The organism is Terribacillus saccharophilus (assembly GCF_002272075.1).
GTDB classification, from domain to species: Bacteria; Bacillota; Bacilli; order Bacillales; family Amphibacillaceae; genus Terribacillus; species Terribacillus saccharophilus_A.
Genome location: NZ_NPBJ01000041.1, coordinates 45,481 through 69,899 on the forward strand (window position 1 = coordinate 45,481; position 24,419 = coordinate 69,899).

Below are 24,419 nucleotides of genomic sequence, written 5' to 3' on the forward strand. Positions count from 1 at the left end.
GCCGCCTTACCCTTCCTGTACATCAAGATTGATGCGGTCAGGTGCTTGCGTCTCGTCTTCATCTTCGAGTTCTCTTAATTCTACTTCTTCTTCTTCACCGTTGAGGATTTTAACATCCATACCAAGACTCTGAAGCTCTTTAATTAATACTTTAAATGATTCTGGTACACCTGGTTCTGGTACATTATCGCCTTTAACAATAGCTTCATATGTCTTCACACGACCGACAACGTCATCGGATTTAACTGTAAGAATCTCTTGCAAGGTATATGCTGCACCATAAGCTTCAAGTGCCCAAACCTCCATCTCACCAAAACGCTGTCCACCGAACTGTGCTTTACCACCAAGCGGCTGCTGCGTTACTAGTGAATATGGACCTGTAGAACGTGCATGCAGCTTGTCATCAACCATGTGCGCAAGCTTGATCATGTACGATACGCCGACAGAGACACGGTTATCGAATGGTTCACCGGATCTTCCATCATAAAGGACTGTCTTCGCGTCACGCGGCATACCAGCTTCTTCTAGCGTTTCCCAAACATCTTCCTCACGCGCACCATCAAATACTGGTGTTGCAACGTGGATGCCCAGTGCACGAGCTGCCATACCCAAGTGAAGCTCAAACACCTGTCCGATATTCATACGAGATGGTACCCCTAGTGGGTTAAGCATGATATCAACTGGTGTGCCATCTGGCATGAATGGCATATCCTCTTCTGGAAGTATCTTAGAGATAACACCTTTGTTACCGTGACGTCCAGCCATCTTATCTCCTTCAGAAATCTTACGTTTCTGAACAATATAAGCACGTACAAGCTGGTTTACACCTGGTGGTAATTCATCGCCATCTTCACGGTTGAAGATCTTAACATCCAATACGATACCGCCGGCACCATGAGGTACACGAAGAGAAGTATCACGAACTTCACGTGCCTTCTCACCGAAGATCGCATGCAATAGGCGTTCTTCTGCAGATAGCTCAGTTACACCTTTAGGCGTTACTTTACCAACAAGCAAATCACCATCAGAAACTTCAGCACCAACACGGATGATTCCGCGCTCGTCGAGGTTCTTCAGTGCGTCTTCCCCTACGTTAGGAATATCGCGTGTGATTTCTTCTGGTCCTAGCTTTGTATCACGTGCTTCAGACTCATATTCCTCGATATGGATAGATGTGTAAACATCATCTTTCACAAGGCGTTCGCTCATGATGATAGCATCCTCGTAGTTGTAACCTTCCCATGTCATGAAGGCAACAAGAACGTTACGTCCAAGTGCAAGCTCTCCATCCTGCATGGAAGGTCCATCGGCAAGGATTTCACCTTTTGTCACACGGTCGCCTACGCTGACGATCGGACGTTGGTTATAGCAAGTTCCTTGGTTGGAACGATTGAATTTCTGCAGACGATAACGATCTGTATCGCCTTTCACTTCACTGCCGCCTACTTCTGTTACACGGCGCACAATGATTTCTTTCGCTTCAACGCGCTCTACAATACCTTCTGCGCGGCAGATAACAGCTGCACCGGAGTCTTTTCCGGATACATATTCCATACCAGTACCTACGATCGGTGCTTCTGGCTGCATCAACGGTACTGCTTGTCGCTGCATGTTCGCACCCATCAATGCGCGGTTGGAGTCATCATTTTCCAAGAACGGGATACATGCTGTCGCAGCAGATACAACCTGTTTCGGTGATACGTCCATGTAATCGATACGTTCACGAGCTACGATTGTATTCTCCTCACGGAAACGAGCAACGACTTCTTCGTTTGCGAAGCCGCCATCTTCTGTTAGCGGAGAGTTTGCCTGTGCGATAACGTAGTTATCCTGCTCATCGGCAGTAAGGTAATCAATATGTTCCGTTACAAGGTTTGTCTCCGGATCAACACGACGGTAAGGTGTCTCGATGAAACCGAATTTGTTCACTTTCGCATAAGTGGAAAGGGAGTTGATCAAACCAATGTTCGGACCCTCTGGCGTTTCGATCGGACACATTCTTCCATAGTGGGAGTAGTGTACGTCACGAACTTCAAAGCCAGCACGTTCCCGAGTCAAACCACCAGGCCCCAAAGCAGAAAGACGACGTTTATGCGTCAATTCACCTAGCGGATTCGTCTGGTCCATGAACTGGGAAAGCTGGGAGCTTCCGAAGAATTCTTTAATAGATGCAATCACCGGGCGGATATTGATCAGCTGCTGCGGTGTGATTGCTGACGTATCCTGAATGGACATACGCTCGCGTACCACACGTTCCATACGGGATAGACCAATACGGAATTGGTTTTGCAGCAATTCACCTACTGAACGCAATCTTCTGTTACCAAGGTGATCGATGTCATCTGTGTCGCCAACTTCATACAATAGGTTAAAGAAGTAGCTGACTGCTGCTACGATGTCAGCAGGGTCCAGATTCTTCACACTGTCATCAACTGTAGCATTACCAGTGACACTTAGTGTACGTTCGCCTTCTGGATCAGTTGGGTCGACGATTTTAATTGTTTGCACGACAATCTGATCTTGTACTACACCGTCATGCGGCTCCAAGATATTCTCGCCGAACTTGCCGTTTGAACCGTCAAGATAAGGAAGAATCTTATCAAGCAGACGACGATCTAACTTATCGCCTTTTTGTGCAAGTACTTCACCAGTCTCTTCATCGACGATTGGCTGTGCCAATGTCTGGTTGAACAAACGGTTTTTAATATGAAGCTTTTTGTTCATTTTGTAGCGGCCTACATGTGCTAGGTCATAGCGTTTTGGATCGAAGAAACGAGAAACAAGCAAGCTTTTCGCGTTCTCTACAGTAGGCGGCTCTCCTGGACGAAGACGCTCGTAGATTTCAAGCAATGCTTTTTCAGTAGTTTCTGTGTTATCTTTCTCCAATGTGTTACGCAAGTACTCATTCTCACCAATCAAATCGATGATTTCCTGATCACTTCCGAATCCAAGCGCACGAAGCAAGACAGTGATAGGAAGTTTACGTGTACGGTCGATACGGACATGGACTACATCCTTCGCATCCGTCTCGAACTCAAGCCATGCACCACGGTTCGGAATAACAGTTGCCGTATGGCCACGTTTTCCGTTCTTGTCGAATTTCTCACTGAAATAAACACTAGGGGAGCGAACAAGCTGTGATACGATAACGCGTTCAGCACCGTTGATGATGAACGTTCCTGTATCTGTCATCAATGGGAAGTCACCCATGAATACTTCCTGTTCTTTTACTTCGCCTGTCTCGTTATTCAACAAACGGACTTTCACACGAAGTGGAGCGTTATAGGTAACGTCTCTTTCTTTTGCTTCATCTACTGGATATTTCGGTTCGCCAAGGCTATAGTCGACAAATTCCAGCGATAAATTACCCGCGAAATCCTCGATCGGGGAAATATCCTGGAACATCTCTCGTAATCCTTCTTCTAAGAACCATTCATAAGAAGCGGTTTGAATCTCGATAAGATTCGGTAACTCTAGCACTTCACTAATACGTGCATAGCTTCTGCGCTGGCGGTGTCGTCCATACTGAACTACTTGACCTGTCAACAGCTTCACCCCTCAAATCAAACATTAGTAATGTATTCAAGCTGCAATCCGTAGACTGCAGTAAATCAACATCCTGCAGCAGAAATCTCCTGCTGTGAGTCTCTCACTTGACCGACCTTTTTCGGATGAAGGTCTGCCTGAATTGCCGGAATGCCGATTGACTTTCCAAGCAATAAATTATATATTGTAGCTAACATAAATGAATCGCCACAATATTTGCATTGTTCACATCTTCTGTTTACATAGAAAAGCATTCGCATAAATACGAATGTGATGTGAATGTTGTAATGAAACGGGCTTCCCTTCCTGTTTAACAGAAATCAGAAAGTGGTATAGTTCCAACAGCGTAACACTCCTACTGTCCTTCCTGCGCCGCCTTCAAGCTAAAAACGAAAAAGGTTTTTACATAAAAACCGTTAAAAATTCAGCTTGCTAGCTCCTCCGAATGGCGACATAACCCTGATCATACATATTTAGATAAAATCGACGAAGGCAAAAACATAATAATGATAGCAGTCTTGCCAAGCGGCCGACAGTTTAAACACGATTCTCTAAGAAAATTATAATCCTCTCCGAGTATCGTTATCTATTGGCATTTTACAATACTACCACAAGCATTTATGCGAGTCAATCTTTTTTAGCTAATAGAATGTAATAGCCCTTTTCCTTCTTGACGATTTCACACGAGCCGAAAAGCTGATTCAATTTTTCCTGAGCAGATGGGGCACCTTGTTTCTTTTGAATGACAACCCAGAGCTCTCCTTGAGGAAGCAGCGCTTGGTAGCTCTCTTCAAATAACTGATGTACAACCTTCTTGCCTGCTCGGATTGGAGGGTTAGTAGCAATTGCCGCGAACTTCCGGTCCGAATAAGCGGTTAAGCGATCACTCACATAAAAATGCGTATTATTCGCTCCATTCGCCTCAGCATTCTGTTTCGCAAGTGATACCGCGCGCTCATTAACGTCACTCATCACAATCGCGCGATTTGCGAATGCTTTCGCAAATGAAATGCCGATCGGTCCATATCCACAGCCAAGATCCAGTATATCCCCTTCTATTTCAGGCTCCCTGAAGACATCAATCAAAATCCTGGAACCAAAATCCACTTCTTTCTTGGAGAATACCCCGGTATCCGAAGTGAAAATAAGTTCATTGCCTTTTAAAGTGAATCGCCATGTAGCAGGAGCACTTTTAGATTGCGGCTGATTGGTATAATAATGATCCGACATAATTGGTCACCTTCTTTATTCAGGATCCATTCACGATTGCCATGGAGAGATAGATAAAAGGAAAGCTCGCCCGAAGGCGAGCTTTCTTGTTATTACTTAACTTCTACAGAAGCTCCAGCTTCTTCAAGTTTAGCTTTAAGTTCTTCAGCATCAGCTTTAGAAACGCCTTCTTTGATGTTTCCAGGAGCGTTATCTACAAGATCTTTAGCATCTTTAAGACCTAGACCAGTTGCTTCGCGTACAGCTTTAACAACTTTGATTTTAGAAGCGCCAGCGCTTGTAAGAACAACGTTAAATTCAGTTTGCTCTTCAGCAGCTTCAGCAGCTCCGCCACCAGCTACAGCTACAGGAGCTGCAGCAGTTACGCCGAATTCTTCTTCGATAGCTTTAACAAGATCGTTCAATTCTAGAACGGACATACCTTTAATCTCTTCAATGATTGTCTCTTTAGACATGATATTTCCTCCTTGGGGAATGTTTTATTTTGTTTTGAAGTCTCAGGCAGCCTTAAGCGCCTTGCTCTTCTTTTTGTTCTGCGATTGCTTTCGCAGCGTATGCGAAGTTGCGAACTGGTGCTTGTAGCACGCTAAGCAACATAGAAAGCAAACCTTCGTAGTTCGGTAGATCTGCAAGTTCTTTAACTTGCTCTACAGAAGCCACGTTGCCTTGGATGACACCAGCTTTGATTTCTAGTGCTTCGTTCTTTTTCGCGAAGTCGTTCAAGATCTTAGCAGGAGCAATTACATCTTCATTACTGAAGGCAATAGCAGTTGGGCCTGTCAAGTTCTCGTCTAGTTCTGTCAAACCAGCAACTTCCGTAGCACGGCGAGTCAATGTGTTTTTGTAGACTTTGAAATCCACACCAGCTTCACGAAGCTGTTTGCGTAGTTCAGTCACCTCAGAAACAGTAAGACCACGGTAGTCTACTACGATTGTAGATTGGCTCGCTTGGAATTTCTCAGCGATTTCAGTTACAACCTGTTGCTTTTGTTCGATGATCTTGGACATATGTTCCACCTCCTGTTAGCTTGTTCACCATTATACCTGGAGTTAACATGAAAAATGCCTCCATTCGACATGGAGGCATGATCACAAGGAACAGTCGGAACAGACTGCCTTTATATCTCACACACCTCGGCAGGAGATTAAGCCCTAGGGCACCTGCTGTCTTAGGTATAACGTTTATTAGGTTTTAACCACAGTTGATTATATAGTGTTTCCAATTAGATGTCAACAGACAATTAACGGAATGGTGCTACGTCAACTTTGATTCCAGGACCCATAGTAGAAGCGATTGCTACGTTCTTCATGTAAAGGCCTTTGGAAGCTTGTGGTTTAACTTTAATAAGTTGTTCGATCAATGCAACAAGGTTTTCTTCCAATTTCTCTTCAGAGAAGGAAGCTTTACCGATTGGTACATGGATGTTGGACTGTTTGTCAACGCGGTACTCAACTTTACCAGCTTTGATTTCCTGGATAGCTTTTTCTACGTCAAATGTAACAGTTCCAGTTTTAGGGTTAGGCATAAGACCTTTTGGTCCTAGTACACGGCCCAATTTACCAACTTCAGCCATCATGTCCGGAGTTGCAACGATAACGTCGAAATCGAACCAGCCTCCGTTGATTTTCGCGATTAGATCTTGTTCGCCTACGAAGTCAGCACCAGCAGCTTCCGCTTCTTTTGCTTTATCGCCTTTAGCGAATACCAATACGCGTTGAGATTTACCAGTACCGTGCGGCAATACCATTGCGCCACGAATTTGCTGGTCAGCTTTCTTAGGGTCTACTCCCAAACGGAAAGCAGCTTCGATTGTTTCGTCAAATTTAGCAGTAGCTGTCTTTTTGACAAGCTCAACAGCTTCTTTTACTTCGTACAATGCTGTACGGTCAACAAGCTTAAGTGCTTCTTGTTTCTTTTTGCTTTTTACAGCCATTTCCTTTTCCTCCTCGGATTGTGGTTTTAACGGTAGGACCTCCCACTTGTTAAAGCGGAGCGGACAAGTGTCCGCTGTCAGCCGGGAAATGCCGGCTTTTAAAAAGGCTGCGAAATGGTATACTCCATTCACGCAACCTCGTCAGTTTCTATGATTGAATCAGAATTAGTCTTCGATGACAATTCCCATACTGCGAGCAGTACCTTCAACCATACGCATTGCTGATTCAACGTTTGCAGCATTCAAGTCAGGCATTTTTGATTCCGCAATCTCTTTTACTACATCGCGTTTAACTGTAGCAACTTTGTTACGGTTCGGTTCGCCTGAACCTGATTCGATACCAGCTGCTTTCTTAAGCAAGACTGCAGCAGGCGGAGTTTTAGTGATGAATGTAAATGAACGGTCTTCGAATACCGTGATTTCAACTGGAATGATCAAGCCAGCTTGCTCTTGCGTGCGGGCGTTAAATTCCTTACAGAATCCCATGATGTTCACACCTGCTTGACCTAGTGCCGGTCCAACTGGTGGAGCTGGATTCGCTTTAGCTGCAGGGATCTGCAATTTCACAACTTTGATTACTTTTTTAGCCACGAGACACACCTCCTTAAGTCCGTGATGTGGTAATAGGGTTTTTCACCCTCCCACTCAACATGTCTGTATAGCTATATATTATAGACTATAGTCATTAACATTAAGATTCTAGCATTTATCTATAAACAATGCAAGGGGCTTCCAAATAAATTCCGATTGCAGGATTATAATTTCTCGATTTGTGAGAAATCAAGCTCCACTGGCGTTTCCCGTCCGAACATATTTACATGAACTTTCACTTTCTGTTTATCCATGTCGATATTTTCGATTGTTCCAGTAAAGTCGTTGAACGGTCCATCAGTAACACGAACACTTTCCTTCTCTTCGAAGTCGAATTCTGTAAGTGTCTCTTCCATGCCCATCCGTTTGAGGATTACTTCGACTTCTTCCTCCAAAAGCGGTGTCGGCTTGGAACCTGAACCCGTGGATCCGACGAAACCAGTTACGCCCGGTGTATTACGAACTACATACCAGGAATCATCCGTCATGACCATTTCAGTCAATACGTAACCAGGGAAGACTTTCTTCATCGCTGTCTTACGTTTACCGTTCTTGATTTCTGTCTCTTCATCCTCAGGAACAACGACGCGGAAGATTTTATCTTCCATTCCCATGGAATCGAGTCTTTTCTCAAGGTTGGCCTTTACTTTATTTTCATATCCAGAATAAGTGTGTACGACATACCATCTTTTTTCCATGCTGTCAGGACAAGCGCTTGTCCTTCCCTCCCTTTGGTTTAGTTATTGTCGATGCTGGGCAAAAAGACCAATTTAAAAAACCCGTACAGAACGGGTTTTTTTCTACGAGCAATATTTAATACCATTATAGCATATATCAGCGGGCATTATTCAAAAGAATAAATTTAAAATCTCAGAGATCCCTAAATCAACTAAACCGAAGAATATAGCAGCGAACACGACTGTTAAAACTGTCACGATCGTATAGCGATATAGTTCTTTACCGGTTGGCCAGCTTACCTTCTTCATCTCTTTAGATACATTTTTCAAAAACGTAACAGGATTCATGGTACTACCCCCAAACTCTCGCCGACAGGCATTGTTGTCTATTTTGTCTCCCGATGGACAGTATGCTTGTCGCATCGTTTGCAGAATTTCCTAGTCTCTAAGCGTTCTGATTGATTCCCACTCTTTGCTGTGGAATAATTGCGGCTCAAACATTCCGAGCACGCTAATGTAACTGATTTACGCAAAACTCTTCACCCTCTCGGGTATTTTGACACAATTTTACTGTAGCACGCATGAAAAGGCTTGTCAACGAGGCTTATAGCGTTACTTCGCTGATTTCAAGATAACGCTCAAGCTTTCGCTTCACACGCTGCAGGGCATTATCAATCGATTTGACATGCCGCTTCAATTCCTCAGAAATCTCTTGATAAGATCTGCCGTCCAGATAGAGAGCCAATACCTGTCTCTCTAGTTCACTGAGCAGCTGCGCCATCTTCTGCTCCATATCAAGGAACCGTTCCTGATTGATCAAGACGTCTTGCGGATCACCCGCTTTAGAGCTGACTATGATATCAAGCAGAGTCCTGTCGGATTCCTCATCATAGATTGGCTTGTCCAGCGATACATAAGAATTAAGCGGAATATGCTTCTGCCTTGTCGCCGTCTTGATTGCTGTGATGATCTGCCTGGTCACACAAAGTTCGGCGAACGCCTTGAATGAAGCAAGCTTCTCTCCATTAAAATCACGGATGGCCTTATAAAGACCAATCATCCCTTCCTGGACAATGTCTTCCCGGTCGGCTCCAATCAGAAAATACGTTCGAGCTTTCGCTCTGACAAAATTTCGATACTTGTTAATCAGAAAATCTAGGGCATCAACATGACCTGCTTTGACTAAATCTACAAGAACACTATCTTCCATCACTGCGTAATCCTGGTCTACCGTCCGTTGCTTGACAATTGTCACTTAAGGATTCCCCCTGACCATGTATACCGCGAATTCATAGGGTCATTATACAGGCGGTCTAAATAACCGTCAATATACTACTTTGGCTATTTCTTCCTTCTGCGCCATGCTTCGAGTGTTTCCCTCACTTCGGGTTTTAAAGGGATTTTTGGCGGAAATTGTCGAGTATTGTACTCTTGGATTTCCTGGTCGATCTCCCGCTCGATTTGCTTTATCTCCAGATATAGTTCTCTGGAAGATTTACGGAGTGCCCCTTGCCCAAATATAGTACGCTGTTCTGCATAATCCGAAGTTGCAACGTAAACTTGTGTCTTGACATTTTTCAACGTTTTAATCAGTTTTTCGATATGGTCATCCGCCGTCTCTTTTTCTTTTGTATAGAGAACTTCTACTTTATAATTTTCGTATTTTTTCTCCAATCCCCTCACATGATAGGCATCGAATACGACAATTACCCGATGACCTGTGTAAGCCTGATACTCGGCCAACTTCTCGATCAGCAGCTGGCGGGACTGTTCAAAATCTTTATGGCGGAGTGCATGCAGTTCTTCCCATGCCCCGATGACGTTATAGCCATCGACCACTAATATGTCCATCTTTATTCCCCTAGGGGATGACGCTGACGGTTTACTTCATACATGAGAAGACTTGCCGCGACACTTGCATTAAGGGAAGTGACTTTACCATGCATAGGAAGCGAAACTGTCCAATCACATTTCTCCCGAACAAGCCTGCTGATACCTTTTCCTTCATTTCCGATTACAAGGGCAATTGCTCCGACTGCATCCAGACGACGATAATCAATCGCACCTTCTGCTGCCGTACCAGCAACCCAGACATTCCGTTCCTTCAAATGATCAATCGTCTGCGCCAGATTCGTCACGCGGGCGACCGGAATATACTCGATAGCTCCTGCAGACGTCTTGGCTACTGTAGCGGTCAAGCTGACTGAACGCCGCTTCGGAATGATGACGCCATGCGCTCCGACAGCATCTGCTGTACGCAGAATAGAACCAAGATTGTGCGGATCCTCCATTTCATCAAGGATGATGAAGAACGGCTGCTCTCCCCGTTCCTCTGCCACGCGGAATAGATCATCCACTGAGCTGTATTCATATGCCGCCACCGAAGCAACAATCCCTTGGTGAGCACCCTCGATCAATTGATCCAATTTTCGTTTCGGTACTTTCTGTACGATTGTACCGCTTGTCTTTGCGAGTTCCTGTATCGACTGCCATGTTTTTGGCTGCAAATGCTCCGAAACCATGATTTTATTAATTGAACGGCCAGACCGCAATGCTTCCGTTACAGGGTTTTTTCCGATTATCCATTCATCTGCCATGCTGCTGACTCCTTTCTTCTACATGTTTGATAGCTGCTTGTATAAGGATTTCAAGACGATCTGTATCTTCCAGCAGATAGTGATACCCAATAAGCGCTTCAAAGCCTGTGCTGTATCTGTAAGTCTGTACATCCGTATTTTTAGGCACCGTACCGGACTTGGCATTACGTCCTCTCCGAAAGACTGCTTGTTCTTCCTCCGACAGCATGTCCTGCTCGAGCCAATCACGGATCACCTTCGCTTGTGATTTTGCAGAAACAAAGGTGACCGCTGCGTGGTGCAGCTGATTTGGTTTTACTTCTCCTTTTTGCAGAAGATGCCGGCGGACATAAATCTCATAAACAGCGTCTCCCATATAAGCGAGCGCCAAACTTTTCATTTGTTTCACGTCCATGCATTATCCTCTTTTCCAGCGCGTACCCTGTGATGTATCCTCAAGAATGATATTTTTCTCCTTAAGCAAGTCACGAATCCGGTCTGCTTCCTGGAAGTCACGATTCTTGCGGGCTTCCACACGCTGCGTGAGCAAGCCTTCAATTTCATCATCCAGCAATTCTGCCTCTGCAGCAAATTGGATACCAAGCACACTGCCGAGCTCTTCGAACGATTTTATAAATGCTTCGATAACCTGTTCGGATGTTTGCTCCTGCTGCAAGTAAACATTTGCTTCTTTAGCAAGATCGAATAGGACGGAAATAGCGTTGGCCGTGTTGAAATCATCATCCATTTCTTCCTCGAAGCGATTTTTAAGCTCTTGGATCGTTCCCACTACACCATTCGCATTATTATCCTGATTTGTGCTCGCAGCTTTTCTGTGCTGCAGATTATCGTAAGCATTTTTAATTCGTGCCAAGCCAGTCTTTGCACTTTCCAATAATTCATCCGTGAAATTGATTGGATTGCGGTAATGAACGCTTAGCATGAAGAATCGCAATACTTGCGGATCATGTTTCTTGATCAAATCATGTGCAAGGATGAAGTTGCCCAGTGACTTGGACATTTTCTCGTTATCAATATTGATGTGCCCGTTGTGCATCCAATAGTTCGCAAATGACTTCCCATTAAGGGCCTCTGATTGAGCTATTTCATTTTCATGGTGCGGGAAAGTAAGGTCAGTTCCGCCTGCATGAATATCGATTGTGTCACCAAGATGTTTTTTCACCATCGCGGAGCATTCAATGTGCCAGCCCGGACGTCCTTCACCCCATGGCGTTTCCCATGAAATCTCTCCTGGCTTTGCATTTTTCCATAGGGCAAAATCAAGTGGATCGTCCTTCTGCTCACCAACACGAATGCGGGCACCTGAGCGCAATTCGTCAATGGACTGATGCGACAACTTACCGTAACCACCAAAGGAACGTGTACGGAAATAGACATCGCCTTCGGATACATACGCATACCCTTTATTAATCAAACCTTGCACAAAATCTATAATCTCTTCCATACTCTCCGTTACACGGGGGTGGAGCGCACCTTCTTTGACTCCAAGTGCAGATGTATCTTCCTGATAAGCCTGGATGAATTTCTCTGCAACCGCGTAAACATCTTCGCCCATCTCTTTCGCTGCATTGATGATTTTGTCATCAACATCTGTGAAGTTCATGACATATGTGACATCATAACCGCGATATTCAAGATAGCGGCGGACTGTATCGAATACAATCGGTGGTCTTGCGTTTCCGATATGAATATAGTTATAAACAGTTGGGCCGCAAACGTACATGCTTACCTTTCCTTCTTCAAGCGGTACAAATGGCTCCTTATTACGGCTCAATGTATTATAAATTTTTACCGACATGCTGCTTCTCTCCTTTTGCTGCGGCTAATTCCCGCTGTAGTTCTTTAATTTCCAGATTCATTTTCCTTAGCTTCTCCGCAACTGGGTCCGGCAAATCCTGATGATCCAGATCTCTTCTAATACGTTCACCGTCTTTGATGACGACACGTCCAGGGATTCCGACTACGGTCGAACAATCCGGAACATCATGCAGGACCACAGAACCTGCACCTATCTTCGAGTTGGCACCAATCGTAATCGAACCTAACACTTTAGCTCCTGTCGCGATAAGTGCATTGTCTTTGACGGTCGGATGTCGTTTGCCTTTTTCTTTCCCCGTCCCCCCTAAAGTCACGCCTTGGAAGATCGTTACATTATCACCGATTTCGCACGTTTCACCTATGACAACGCCCATGCCGTGATCGATGAAAAATCGTCTGCCGATCGTGGCTCCGGGATGTATTTCAATACCGGTGAAGAAACGGCTCACTTGTGAAACAACACGGGCAAGGAAATAGAATTTATGCTTGTAGAATTGGTGTGCAATTCGGTGTGCCCATATGGCATGCAAGCCGGAATACGTTAGGATAACTTCCAGATAAGAGCGAGCAGCTGGATCCTGGTCGAAGACTACCATAACATCCTCTTTCAGCATCTTGAAAAATCCCATTTTCCCCTTCCTTTCCGCTTCTACCGTTTCACGAAAAAAAGCGCCCCTGTACAATGACAGAGACGCTTTTTGCGCGGTTCCACTCTATTTGGGCGAGCCCATACGGCTTCCCCAGCTTCACTCAGATAACGGCGAGAACCGCTTTTACCTACTATTATTTCGGCAAAAGACTCCGAGGCGCATTTCAGCAAAAGCTCTCCAAAGCCGCTCGCAGCGTATGCGGCTCTCTCTGGATGGAAAGACAGATGCGTACTTCTCCTCTTCTACGTTCGAATGTGTAGTACTACTATATTATATTTCAGCAAAAAAGTGAATATTTTACTTTGTCAGCTGTTCGATTGCTGCGCGAAGACGATTTTGGACAACTGTCTCGCCAAGCAAGTGAATGGAGTCTGGCAGTTCTGGACCATGTGTTACGCCAGTTGTAGCAACACGAATCGGCATGAAGAGCTTCTTGCCTTTTTGACCAGTCTGTTTTTGTGTCGATTTGATCGCACCTTTGATTGTATCCGGTTCGAATGCTTCCAATGCTGAAAGCTGTTCGGAGAATGCTTTCAAGACTTCCGGTACTTGTTCATCCTGAAGTACTGCCAATGCTTCTTCATCATAAACGATTTCTTCCTGGAAGAATAACTCCGTCAACTCGACAATCTCCGCACCATAGTTCAACTGGTCTTTGTAAAGAGCGATAAGCTCTGCTGCCCAGTCACGGCGGGAATCTTCCATGTTCTCAGGAAGTTTGCCTGCCTGGATCAAATGCGGCAATGTCAATTTCTCGATACGACCAGCATCTTCTGATTTGATGTATTGGTTGTTCATCCATTTCAGCTTCTGCGGATCAAAGATTGCAGCAGAAGTGGAAAGACGATTCGGATCGAAAATCTTGATGATTTCATCTTTGGAGAAGATCTCTTCTTCTCCGACTGGTGACCAGCCAAGCAAACTGATGAAGTTGAACATCGCTTCCGGCAGGTAACCGAGGTTCTTATATTGCTCGATGAACTGCAGGATATGCTCATCACGTTTAGACAGCTTCTTACGGTTTTCGTTAAGAATCAATGTCATATGTCCGAATTGCGGTGCTTCCCAGCCAAATGCTTCATAAATCATAAGCTGTTTCGGTGTATTGGAAATATGCTCTTCTCCGCGAAGGATATGCGAGATCTCCATTAGATGGTCATCGACTGCCACAGCAAAGTTATACGTTGGGATACCGTTCTTTTTCACGATAACCCAGTCGCCGAAGTCACTGGACTCGAAGCTGATCTCATCACGTACAATATCGTTAAATTTGTATGTTTTATTTTCCGGCACTCGGAAACGGATACTTGGCTGTCTGCCTTCCGCTTCAAACTTCTCTTGCTGCTCCGGTGTCAGATCACGATGCACACCAGAATACTTAGGAACTTGTCCATTCGCCTTTTGTTCCTCGCGCTCTTTCTCTAATTCCTCTTCTGTCACGTAGCATTTGTAAGCTAGACCACGGTCCAGCAATTCATCTACATACTTCTTATAGATATCCAGGCGTTCCAATTGACGGTATGGTCCGTATTCACCGCCGATATCGGCACCTTCGTCCCATTTGATACCAAGCCATTTCAGATAGCTGAACTGGCTTTCCTCGCCGCCTTCAACATTTCGTTTTTGATCCGTATCTTCTGTGCGGACGATGAATTTGCCATCATGATGACGGGCATATAAATAGTTGAATAGTGCAGTTCGTGCGTTTCCAATGTGCAAATGTCCAGTCGGACTCGGCGCATAGCGCACACGTACAGGTTTTGACATATGAATAACTCCCTTTCGATTATGTTAGTCTTGCTGCAAAAGGACGACTGCTTGCGCAGCTATTCCTTCCTTCCGGCCAGTGAAGCCAAGCTGTTCTGTCGTTGTTGCTTTCACATTGATCTGACCCGGTTCTGCATCGAGCATCCCCGCTACGTTTTCACGAATCTGATCGATATATGGAGCCATTTTCGGTGCTTGTGCAATAACTGTGCAATCCAAGTTCCCTAATTTGTATCCTTTTTCTTTTACAAGCTGCCATACATGCCGCAGCAGTACTTCCGAGTCTGCATCCTTGAAAGCAGGATCAGTATCCGGAAAATGCTTGCCGATGTCACCCAGTGCCAAAGCACCAAGACACGCATCTGCAATCGTATGTAATAGTACATCCGCATCTGAATGGCCTAGCAATCCAAGTTCGTAAGGGATTGTAATCCCGCCTATGATACACGGTCTATCCTCTGCAAATGCATGTACATCAAATCCTTGTCCAATTCGAAACATAATGTGACCTCGCTTTATTTACCATTTAAAAATGCTTCCGCTTTGTATAAATCCTCTGGTGTCGTAAGCTTCATATTATCATAGCTGCCTTCTACGATGAACACATCCTGATCGAGGCGTTCCACTAATGAGGCGTCATCCGTTCCCAGCACCCCATCAACCTTAGCCGATACATGCGCATCATAGATGAGCTGGTAATCAAAAGCCTGCGGTGTTTGAGCAGCCCACAGCAGCCCTCGATCCATCGTTTCCAGACGATTACCACGGCGAAGCTTGATCGTGTCTGTCACAGGCACCGCAAGTATTGCTCCGCGATGCTCAAGACATGCCTCAGCCAAGGCATGAAGTCTCTCGATTGTGACAAAGGGCCGCGCACCATCGTGTATAAAAACAATACCGGACTTATCAGGCAATGCTTCCAGACCCATCAGGACACTCTCCTGTCGCTCGCTGCCGCCTTCTGTCAGATTGATCGGCGTAGTCCATTTCTGTGCTGCTAATAGCTGCTGCATCAATTCACGATCTGAATTGCTTACAACAAGTGTGATCGATGCACACCACGGATCCTGATCGAAAACATTCAGCGTATGGACAATGAGCGGCTTTTGCCCAATTGTAAGGAATTGTTTATTATGGCCAGCCTGCATCCGTTTACCTTGCCCGGCAGCTAACACGATAGCTTGATAGTACATCTATTTTTACCGCCTTATTTTAAGTCGAATCCAAACAAAAGCGATAACATCCCATGTTATCACTTTTGTCTACTTCTATCATGTTATACTTTTTTACAATGCTTTTTCAAGTAATTTCGGCTTAGCGAAGATCATTCGGCCGGCAGAAGTCTGCAATACACTCGTGATGAGTACCTCGATTGTCTTGCCGATATAATTTTTGCCTTCCTCGACGACGATCATCGTACCGTCATCCAAGTAAGCCACACCTTGATTATGTTCTTTCCCGTCTTTGATCACCTGGACAGTCAATTCTTCACCCGGAATGACGACCGGCTTCACTGCATTTGCCAAGTCATTGATATTCAACACCGGTACATTCTGGAACTCACATACTTTGTTCAAGTTGAAATCATTTGTTACGACAATACCATTGATAACTTTTGCCAATTTGACTAGCTTGGAATCTACTTCCGGAATATCTTCAAAATCACCTTCGTAGAATTCCACTTTGACACTCGGCATCTCTTTTTGGATGCGGTTCAGTACATCGAGACCGCGACGGCCGCGGTTCCGCTTCAGCGCATCAGATGAATCAGCGATATGCTGCAATTCATTCAATACGAATTGCGGGATGACAATCGTACCCTCCAAGAAATTCGTCTCGCAAATATCTGCGATTCGCCCATCGATGATAACACTTGTATCGAGCAATTTTGACTTAGGCTGAACAGCCTGGACACTCTCTTCTCCAGCTTCTTGCTCATCCGCAGCTTTCTTCTTATCCTTTTTCGCCAAAGTCATCATATTCAAGAACTCATCCCGGCGCTTGAAGCCGACCTGGAACCCGATGTAACCAAGGAAAATTGTGACGAACAGCGGCAAGACCTCTGAAACAAGCACAAAACCAATACCGCGGATCGGAATCGTAATCAAGTAAGCTACGACCAATCCGATAATAAGCCCGATGCTGCCAAAGAACAAATCAGCAGCAGGTGTCTTGACTAGTGAGTCCTCCACCCAATGGATGAAGCCGACAATATAATCGACCACCCAAAACAGTAATAAGAATAATAGAATAGCTCCGCCAATCAATCCGACGATCGGGGAATCAAGCCAACCAATGTTGGTAAGGTTCACTAGATCCATCAATCTAGGAATGTAGAGAAACCCAACCATACCGCCTGCAACGATAATAAATAATTGCACGATTCGCTTTAACATTACTGTCACCTCCTAACAGAAAGTATTACCTGAAATAAAATATATTAGACGTAAAAATAAATAATTGCAGTTTAACCGTAGCACGTTTTAGATGCCCAGTCAATTTAGGAAACATTACATAGTAGCATAGTTTCAGAGAAGATGTCAAAAAATATTACCAATTAAGGAGAGGTTAATCCTCTCCCAAGACAATATGAAGTGCTTCACTTACGGAGTTAACTCCGACTACTTTAATACTTGCCGGGACCGTCCAGCCATCCAAATTCTTCTTCGGTACGATTGCTCGCTTAAACCCAAGCTTGGCCGCCTCTTGGACACGCTGTTCAATCCGGGATACACGTCTCACTTCACCTGTAAGACCTACTTCTCCGATCAAGACATCATCTGGCTTGGTCGGCTTGTCCTTAAAGCTGGATGCGATGCTGGCAGCTACCGCCAGATCGATGGCGGGCTCATCCAATCTCATACCGCCGGCAATCTTGACGTATGCATCCTGATTCTGCAGCATAAGTCCGACCCGTTTCTCAAGCACCGCCATTAAAAGCGGCACCCGGTTATGATCTGTACCGGTAGCCATACGGCGCGGATTTCCGAAGCTGGTTGGAGATATAAGTGCCTGGATCTCGACAAGAACAGGGCGTGTCCCTTCCATCGATGCTACAACTGTTGATCCAGCAGCACCTTGCGACCTTTCCTCCAGGAAGATTTCAGACGGGTTCGTAACTTCCCTTAATCCTTCTTCCTTCATCTCGAAGATACCCATTTCATTCGTACTTCCAAACCGATTCTTTACACTGCGCAGGATTCGGAATGTATGATGACGTTCCCCTTCGAAATAAAGAACCGCATCCACCATATGTTCAAGCATTCTAGGACCAGCGATGGCGCCTTCTTTCGTTACATGACCAACGAGGAAAATCGGAATGCCATTCGTCTTTGCTACCCGCATCAGCTCACTTGTACATTCCCGTACTTGTGTAACACTTCCCGGTGCACTGGTGACTTCTTCCCGATACACGGTCTGAATGGAATCGACTACAACAAACGCCGGCTTCACTTCTTCAATATGCCGTGTGATGTCCTGCAGATTTGTCTCCGATAACACATAGAGCTGATCTGCCTTTACACCGAGACGATCTGCTCGGAGTTTCGTCTGACGGGCAGATTCCTCTCCGGAAATATACAGAACCGGCAATTCCTTCTCTGCCAGCTGTGCACTGACTTGCAGAAGCAAGGTAGATTTACCGATACCAGGGTCTCCCCCGATAAGCACAAGCGATCCTGCTACGATACCGCCGCCGAGCACCCTGTTGAACTCCGGGAGATCCGTTGTAACTCTCGGTTCCTTTTCGGAGTGGATGGCTGTAATCGACTGAGGCTTTGCAGCTGTGGTTGTTGTATTTGAATGACGGAAGGCTCCGCTGCTAGCTGGTGTGACAACTTCTTCCGTAAAGGTATTCCAATTATTGCAGCTCGGGCATTTGCCCATCCATTTTGCAGATTCATATCCGCATTCCTGACATACATACTTTGTCTTTCTTTTTGCCAAACCTATCAAATCCTTCTTCATCATTTTATACGATAATTACGGCATAAAAGTTACAGAAATATATCAAACAAAATTATTAATATAGAAAAAATTACACAAATCAAAGCAAAAAGGGAGGCGAAAACACCTCCCTATTCATTATTTGCCTGTAACGACATACTTACCTTCTTTATCTACATCAATATTCACTTGTTGTCCTTTGCTGATGTTCTCGCGCAGGAGTTCCTCTGATAATAGATCTTCGATATTCTTCTGGATTGCACGGCGTAATGGCCGAGCACCATATTCTGCATCGAATCCGTCATTAGCGATCTTCTCAATAACTGCATCTGTCAGCGTGAATTCAATATCCTGCTGAGCAAGTCGTTTCTTAAGCTGATCCGCCATCAACGTCACAATATCCTTCATATGTTTCTTCTCAAGCGGATGGAATACGATCGTTTCATCAATACGGTTCAAGAATTCAGGACGGAAGGCTTTTTTCAGCTCTTCTGTCACTTTCGCTTTCATATCCTTGAAGTTCTGATCTTCGCTATCCATTGTGAAACCAAGTGACTTGCTGCGTTTCAGCTCACTAGCACCTACATTGGACGTCATAATCAGAATCGTATTGCGGAAATCGACCAAACGACCTTTTGAATCTGTCAAACGGCCATCTTCCAATACTTGAAGCAAAATGTTGAATACTTCAGGGTGCGCTTTTTCCACCTCATCAAGCAATACAACAGAATATGGTTTACGACGGACCTTCTCAGTAAGCTGTCCGCCCTCTTCATAACCTACATATCCTGGAGGAGAACCGACAAGACGTGCAGTGGAATGGCGTTCCATGTATTCCGACATGTCGATACGGATCATCGCATCTTCGTCACCGAACATTGAATCTGCCAAAGCACGCGCTAATTCCGTTTTACCGACACCTGTAGGTCCAAGGAAGATGAATGACCCAATCGGGCGTTTCGGATCCTTAAGACCAGCACGTGCACGACGAATTGCTTTGGAGATAGCAACAACGGCTTCGTCTTGCCCGATGACACGTCCATGAAGTGTCTGCTCCATGTTAAGCAAACGTTCTGACTCATCCTTAGTCAGCTTGGCAACTGGTACACCAGTCCAGATGGAAACAACAGAAGCAATATCTTCTACAGTGACTTCACTGCTTTCCTGACCCTGTTTTTCTTTCCACTGGTCTTTCGTTTGATCTAGCTGATCACGAAGGCGCTGCTCTGTATCTCGCAGAGAAGCCGCTTTTTCGAATTCCTGGCTTTGAACAGCTGCGTCTTTCTCTTTACGCACTTCCTCTAGCTTTTGCTCAAGTTCTTTCAAATTTGGCGGAGCTGTGTAAGAGCGCAAGCGCACTTTAGAAGCTGCTTCATCAACCAAGTCGATTGCTTTATCCGGAAGGAAGCGGTCTGTGATATAACGATCAGAGAATTCTGCTGCTGCACGGATAGCCTCATCCGTAATCGTTACACGGTGATGGGCTTCATATCTATCACGCAGACCGGTAAGGATCTGAACAGATTCTTCAACAGATGGTTCATCAACTTGGATAGGCTGGAAACGACGCTCCAACGCTGCATCCTTTTCGATATATTTGCGGTATTCATCCAATGTAGTAGCACCGATGCACTGCAGTTCACCACGTGCAAGGGATGGCTTCAGAATATTGGAAGCATCAATTGCTCCTTCTGCTCCACCTGCACCAATAAGTGTATGCAGTTCATCAATGAAGAGGATGATATTCCCCGCCTGGCGAATTTCTTCCATTACTTTCTTCAAGCGATCCTCAAATTCTCCGCGATATTTCGTACCAGCTACAACAGTACCCATATCAAGCGTCATGACACGCTTATCCCGAAGAATTTCCGGTATCTCGTTATTGATGATCTGCTGCGCAAGTCCCTCAGCTACTGCTGTCTTACCGACACCCGGCTCCCCGATCAAGACAGGGTTATTTTTCGTCCGGCGGCTAAGAACTTGAATAACACGCTCGATTTCTTTCTCGCGCCCGATAACTGGATCGATATTTCCTTCTTTGGCAATCGCCGTAAGATCTCTTGCCAAACTATCAAGTGTAGGCGTATTCGCTCTAGCAGACTGGCTGCCACGCTGTTTCCCAGCAGAAGACTCATTGCTACCCAATAGCTGCAGCACTTGTTGACGAGCTTTATTTAAGCTGACACCGAGGTTATTCAGCACGCGTGCCGCAACACCTTCACCCTCGCGGATCAAACCTAGAAGGATATGCTCAGTGCCCACATAGGAATGTCCAAGCTTTCTCGCTTCATCTAAGGAAAGCTCAATTACTTTCTTCGCACGTGGTGTGTAATAAGGTGTACCCGTGATCTTCTGGCCGCGCCCAATCAGCTGCTCAACCTCTTCCTGAATACGTTCTGTTTCCAATCCCAGTGTTGTAAGAGCTTTAGCGGCAATGCCTTCCCCTTCGCTCACAAGACCCAATAGGATATGTTCTGTACCGATATTGTTATGTCCCAGACGCACTGCTTCTTCTTGTGCAAGTGCAAGGACCTTTTGTGCTCTTTCAGTGAAACGTCCAAACATCATAGGAATTCCTCCTTGGTCAGTCAGTTATTTTCTAAATGCAACCTCTCTCTAATGAGGGAAGCACGTAATACATCTCGTTCTCTGCCAGATAAGCTCCTTTTTGCATAATGCTGCAAGAAGCCTGGCTGTATTAATACCATTAATTCATTAAGTATGGATTGAGGCATATCTTGTATATACCCAATATCAATGCCTAATCTAACATCCGATAAACAAGTTGCTGCTTCCTTTGATTCAATTATACGGCTGTGCAGCAATGTACCATAAGAACGAAAGACCCGATCCTCCAGCTGGATACTCAGCTCCTCTGTCAAAGTCTCGCGAGCCTGCCTCTCCTGCTCGATCAACTGGCTCACTACACTCTCCAAATCCTCGACAATATCCTGTTCTGATTTCCCCAGAGTGATCTGGTTGGAAATTTGATAGATATTGCCTTGCGCCTCGCTGCCTTCGCCATAAATACCGCGTACGACAAGTCCTAGCTGGTTGATTGCTGGTGTCAGCCGATTCATTTGATGTGTCATGGTCAAAGCAGGCAGATGCATCATTACCGAGGCTCTAAGTCCAGTGCCTACATTCGTTGGGCAAGTAGTCAGATACCCTCTTTCCTCATCAAATGCATATGTTATCTTCTGCTCAAGCCAATCATCCACTTCAAAAGCTTCTGAAAGTGCTTTTCGCAGCTGGAAGCCTGGTAAATACAGCTGAATCCGCAGATGATCTTCTTCATTTACCATGATAGAGACTTGTTCGCTTTCGGATAGCAAAACTCCTGCCTCCTCCGCATGTTCTGCTAAATGCGGACTTATCAAGTGTTTTTCGACGAATACCTTCTTCTCTATCGGTGACAGATCTGCAATACGTAAGAATTGCATTGTTCCTCGTTCATTAAAATCAGTGTCTTGATAGCTTTCCTGGAAGAAATTAAGCACGTCATCTAAATCCTCTGCCTTAGCAATTAAAGGGAAAGTGCGATTTTCAAAATTTCTGGCCAGGCGGATTCGGCTGCTCATGACTATATCACAGTCCGGTCCGTTTTCTTTCATCCAAGGGCTGATGGCATCACTCATGAAATTCTCTAGTGACATTAGCTCTCACCCTCTTCCTGTCCGTCTTTCTGCTGCTCCAGCAAACGAATCTTATCGCGGAGCTCCGCTGCTTTTTCAAATTCTTCTTCCTGAATGTATTGCTGCATGGATTCCCGGTATGCTGCAATCTTCCGTTTTTTCTCTATACCGCTACCCATCCGCTTTGGTATCTTACCTTCGTGTTTTGTATTGCCACTGTGTACACGGCGGAAGATAGGATTCAGATTGTCTTCGAAAGTTTCATAGCAGGAAGCACAGCCAAATTTCCCTATTCGGGTGAACTCATTATATGTCAGCCCGCACTTCGGGCAAGCAAGTGCTGCTGGCGCTTGGGCGAAGTGTTTATGTCCTTGAACAGTCGATGGGTTCATATGGAATAGACCAGATAATAAGTTATGCAGGGAATACCCTTCTTGGCCGTAGGAGACATATCCATTTTCTTTCGCACAATGCTCGCAAACATGCATTTCCGTCTTCTGTCCGTTGACGACATTTGTTAAATGCAAGGTTGCTGGTCTTATATGACACTCTTGACATTCCATCCTAATACCCTCCTTATCTGACTAGTACTTGATAGCAGTCAGCATTGAAACCAAAATACGGGTCCTGACTTCATCACGAAGCGGAAGAGGAAAGGCTAGTGTCTCCCGGCTGGTTGCTCTAAGCATGATTTTCGCTTCCCGTTCAGTTAATATCTTCTCTTCAGCAAGCCGTTCGATGATACTATTAGCAGTCTGCTGTGAAACTCGCGGCTGCACCATTTCAATTACATCGTCTATCAAACTTGCTTCTGTATGATGCTTTACCCGAATGATACGAATATAACCGCCGCCGCCACGCTTACTCTCGACAAGATATCCTTTCTCAACAGTGAATCTCGTCTTTATTACATAATTGATTTGGGAGGGCACGCACTGAAAACGGTTAGCCACTTCACTTCTCTTTATTTCCACTTCCTGCGTATCTGTTGATTGAAGAATCTGCTTTAGATAAGCCTCGATGATGTCCGATATATTGCTCACACAAGTCGCCTCCCTTCCTTTGACTTTGACTATCTTTGACTTTATTATATACATTTTGCAGGAGGAATGCAAAGCTCTACTTCCCTAGCATAGCCTCTAATAACAGAAAAAAACCCTTAAAAGGGTTTTAACTTTTCACTGTACTAACTGATCGGATATTTGATAGGTTGGTAAGTTCCTCAAAGAGCTCCATTTCATTTATAGCGTAACGTGTTGCCAGCTCAACATGTAACATTCTGCTGTCTTGATGATGTTTTCTCATCTTCATGTTAGTTAACGCTAGATGATGACGTTCGAGTATTTCCATGATAGGTGCTACACCTTCTTCTCTATCCAGTTCAATTTCCAGACGATATACTTTTTGCTTTTTACTTGATAAAAACAGCTTCTCAAAATTATTCAAGAAGATAAGAATCAACAAAATGATAATAGTAGTGAATACTGCTTCCATGTACATTCCTGCACCAATAACGAGTCCTAGTCCTGCTACCGTCCAAACAGATGCAGCTGTCGTAAGTCCTCGCACTGTCGTACCATTTACCAGTATTGTTCCTGCACCTAGGAAACCGATACCGCTGATCACATATGAAGGTATACGTGCGGGATCAAACTGTACATAGTCATGCTCCTCACTGAAGGCTGTAAAACCATATAAAGATAGGATCATCATCAGACAAGACCCTACGCCAACGAGGATATGTGTGCGCAAACCAGCATGGTGATTGCCCAGCCCCCGTTCCATCCCGATAGCTCCGGAGAGGAATACTGCTATTATAATTTTCATCATTACAGTTAAAAATTGTTCATCAAAGTACTGCTCCATCTGTGCTTCCCTTCTTTCTCTCTCATTACATTATATGAATATCGACATATTAGTATGAAGTATTTATATCCCCTAATCGTCAGAAGTATAAAGCAAGACATACAAAAAAGCTCCTGATAAGTTATAGAATAACCTATCAGGAGCTTTCATTTTGCCTGGCAAC

26 protein-coding genes and 2 other annotated features are annotated in these 24,419 nt (G+C 44.9%); all 26 genes read right to left on the reverse strand.

Annotated elements, in window-relative coordinates; genetic code table 11:
- Positions 1 to 6: 6 nt before the first annotated feature.
- The gene (rpoB, locus tag CHH48_RS18105) at positions 7 to 3,546 is read right to left on the reverse strand and encodes a DNA-directed RNA polymerase subunit beta (RefSeq protein WP_038565154.1); all 3,540 of its coding nucleotides are present in this window, start codon (positions 3,544 to 3,546) and stop codon (positions 7 to 9) included.
- Positions 3,547 to 3,611: 65 nt separating this feature from the next.
- The gene (locus CHH48_RS19865) at positions 3,612 to 3,743 is read right to left on the reverse strand and encodes a hypothetical protein (RefSeq protein ID WP_255212186.1); all 132 of its coding nucleotides are present in this window, start codon (positions 3,741 to 3,743) and stop codon (positions 3,612 to 3,614) included.
- A 430-nt stretch (positions 3,744 to 4,173) separates the two neighbouring features.
- Positions 4,174 to 4,776: a class I SAM-dependent methyltransferase gene (locus CHH48_RS18110; RefSeq protein WP_095220646.1), complete on the reverse strand. Its 603-nt coding sequence runs from the start codon at positions 4,774 to 4,776 to the stop codon at positions 4,174 to 4,176.
- Positions 4,777 to 4,868: 92 nt separating this feature from the next.
- Positions 4,869 to 5,231: a 50S ribosomal protein L7/L12 gene (gene rplL, locus CHH48_RS18115; RefSeq protein WP_095220645.1), complete on the reverse strand. Its 363-nt coding sequence runs from the start codon at positions 5,229 to 5,231 to the stop codon at positions 4,869 to 4,871.
- A 52-nt stretch (positions 5,232 to 5,283) separates the two neighbouring features.
- A complete protein-coding gene (gene rplJ, locus CHH48_RS18120; RefSeq protein ID WP_038565146.1) occupies positions 5,284 to 5,784 on the reverse strand; it encodes a 50S ribosomal protein L10 in 501 nt (166 codons plus the stop codon).
- Positions 5,785 to 5,823: 39 nt separating this feature from the next.
- Positions 5,824 to 5,968, reverse strand: a sequence feature (ribosomal protein L10 leader region).
- Positions 5,969 to 6,017: 49 nt separating this feature from the next.
- Positions 6,018 to 6,710: a 50S ribosomal protein L1 gene (gene rplA, locus CHH48_RS18125; protein WP_095220644.1), complete on the reverse strand. Its 693-nt coding sequence runs from the start codon at positions 6,708 to 6,710 to the stop codon at positions 6,018 to 6,020.
- Between the two features lie 165 nt (positions 6,711 to 6,875).
- Entirely contained in the window at positions 6,876 to 7,301 is a 426-nt protein-coding gene (gene rplK / locus CHH48_RS18130) for a 50S ribosomal protein L11 (protein ID WP_038565141.1), read from the reverse strand.
- A gap of 164 nt (positions 7,302 to 7,465) precedes the next feature.
- Positions 7,466 to 7,999: a transcription termination/antitermination protein NusG gene (gene nusG, locus CHH48_RS18135; protein WP_038565138.1), complete on the reverse strand. Its 534-nt coding sequence runs from the start codon at positions 7,997 to 7,999 to the stop codon at positions 7,466 to 7,468.
- Between the two features lie 150 nt (positions 8,000 to 8,149).
- Positions 8,150 to 8,326 (reverse strand): preprotein translocase subunit SecE, encoded by a 177-nt coding sequence (secE, locus tag CHH48_RS18140; protein WP_038565135.1) that lies wholly within the window; start codon positions 8,324 to 8,326, stop codon positions 8,150 to 8,152.
- A 38-nt stretch (positions 8,327 to 8,364) separates the two neighbouring features.
- The gene (gene rpmG / locus CHH48_RS18145; protein WP_084160788.1) at positions 8,365 to 8,511 is read right to left on the reverse strand and encodes a 50S ribosomal protein L33; all 147 of its coding nucleotides are present in this window, start codon (positions 8,509 to 8,511) and stop codon (positions 8,365 to 8,367) included.
- Positions 8,512 to 8,582: 71 nt separating this feature from the next.
- Positions 8,583 to 9,233 (reverse strand): RNA polymerase sporulation sigma factor SigH, encoded by a 651-nt coding sequence (gene sigH, locus CHH48_RS18150; RefSeq protein WP_095220643.1) that lies wholly within the window; start codon positions 9,231 to 9,233, stop codon positions 8,583 to 8,585.
- Between the two features lie 86 nt (positions 9,234 to 9,319).
- Positions 9,320 to 9,829 carry an NYN domain-containing protein gene (locus CHH48_RS18155; RefSeq protein WP_095220642.1) on the reverse strand — a complete coding sequence of 170 codons (510 nt, stop codon included), beginning with the start codon at positions 9,827 to 9,829 and terminating at the stop codon, positions 9,320 to 9,322.
- Between the two features lie 2 nt (positions 9,830 to 9,831).
- Positions 9,832 to 10,575, reverse strand: a complete 744-nt coding sequence (gene rlmB / locus CHH48_RS18160) for a 23S rRNA (guanosine(2251)-2'-O)-methyltransferase RlmB (RefSeq protein WP_095220641.1) — start codon at positions 10,573 to 10,575, stop codon at positions 9,832 to 9,834.
- Positions 10,565 to 10,969, reverse strand: a complete 405-nt coding sequence (locus tag CHH48_RS18165; protein ID WP_095220640.1) for a Mini-ribonuclease 3 — start codon at positions 10,967 to 10,969, stop codon at positions 10,565 to 10,567. Before CHH48_RS18165 ends, rlmB begins: the two co-directional genes overlap by 11 nt.
- Positions 10,970 to 10,972: 3 nt before the next feature.
- Complete coding sequence (gene cysS, locus CHH48_RS18170) at positions 10,973 to 12,373, reverse strand: cysteine--tRNA ligase (protein ID WP_095220639.1); 1,401 nt, start codon at positions 12,371 to 12,373, stop codon at positions 10,973 to 10,975.
- Complete coding sequence (gene cysE / locus CHH48_RS18175; RefSeq protein ID WP_176466507.1) at positions 12,354 to 13,022, reverse strand: serine O-acetyltransferase; 669 nt, start codon at positions 13,020 to 13,022, stop codon at positions 12,354 to 12,356. Before cysE ends, cysS begins: the two co-directional genes overlap by 20 nt.
- A 55-nt stretch (positions 13,023 to 13,077) precedes the next feature.
- Positions 13,078 to 13,297: a binding site (T-box leader), on the reverse strand.
- A 43-nt stretch (positions 13,298 to 13,340) separates the two neighbouring features.
- Positions 13,341 to 14,810 carry a glutamate--tRNA ligase gene (gene gltX / locus CHH48_RS18180; protein ID WP_095220638.1) on the reverse strand — a complete coding sequence of 490 codons (1,470 nt, stop codon included), beginning with the start codon at positions 14,808 to 14,810 and terminating at the stop codon, positions 13,341 to 13,343.
- Positions 14,811 to 14,834: 24 nt separating this feature from the next.
- A complete protein-coding gene (gene ispF, locus CHH48_RS18185; protein ID WP_095220637.1) occupies positions 14,835 to 15,311 on the reverse strand; it encodes a 2-C-methyl-D-erythritol 2,4-cyclodiphosphate synthase in 477 nt (158 codons plus the stop codon).
- Between the two features lie 14 nt (positions 15,312 to 15,325).
- The gene (ispD, locus tag CHH48_RS18190; protein ID WP_095220636.1) at positions 15,326 to 16,003 is read right to left on the reverse strand and encodes a 2-C-methyl-D-erythritol 4-phosphate cytidylyltransferase; all 678 of its coding nucleotides are present in this window, start codon (positions 16,001 to 16,003) and stop codon (positions 15,326 to 15,328) included.
- 93 nt (positions 16,004 to 16,096) lie between these two features.
- Positions 16,097 to 17,206 carry a PIN/TRAM domain-containing protein gene (locus CHH48_RS18195; protein WP_095220635.1) on the reverse strand — a complete coding sequence of 370 codons (1,110 nt, stop codon included), beginning with the start codon at positions 17,204 to 17,206 and terminating at the stop codon, positions 16,097 to 16,099.
- Between the two features lie 172 nt (positions 17,207 to 17,378).
- The gene (gene radA / locus CHH48_RS18200) at positions 17,379 to 18,755 is read right to left on the reverse strand and encodes a DNA repair protein RadA (protein ID WP_095220634.1); all 1,377 of its coding nucleotides are present in this window, start codon (positions 18,753 to 18,755) and stop codon (positions 17,379 to 17,381) included.
- A 138-nt stretch (positions 18,756 to 18,893) separates the two neighbouring features.
- Positions 18,894 to 21,323: an ATP-dependent protease ATP-binding subunit ClpC gene (clpC, locus tag CHH48_RS18205; protein ID WP_095220633.1), complete on the reverse strand. Its 2,430-nt coding sequence runs from the start codon at positions 21,321 to 21,323 to the stop codon at positions 18,894 to 18,896.
- A gap of 20 nt (positions 21,324 to 21,343) precedes the next feature.
- Complete coding sequence (locus CHH48_RS18210) at positions 21,344 to 22,411, reverse strand: protein arginine kinase (protein ID WP_095220632.1); 1,068 nt, start codon at positions 22,409 to 22,411, stop codon at positions 21,344 to 21,346.
- Entirely contained in the window at positions 22,411 to 22,953 is a 543-nt protein-coding gene (locus CHH48_RS18215; protein ID WP_095220631.1) for a UvrB/UvrC motif-containing protein, read from the reverse strand. The genes CHH48_RS18210 and CHH48_RS18215 overlap by 1 nt, the downstream gene beginning before the upstream one ends.
- Before the next feature lie 21 nt (positions 22,954 to 22,974).
- The gene (locus CHH48_RS18220; RefSeq protein WP_095220630.1) at positions 22,975 to 23,433 is read right to left on the reverse strand and encodes a CtsR family transcriptional regulator; all 459 of its coding nucleotides are present in this window, start codon (positions 23,431 to 23,433) and stop codon (positions 22,975 to 22,977) included.
- A gap of 127 nt (positions 23,434 to 23,560) precedes the next feature.
- A complete protein-coding gene (locus tag CHH48_RS18225; protein ID WP_095220629.1) occupies positions 23,561 to 24,256 on the reverse strand; it encodes an MgtC/SapB family protein in 696 nt (231 codons plus the stop codon).
- Between the last annotated feature and the right edge of the window lie 163 nt (positions 24,257 to 24,419).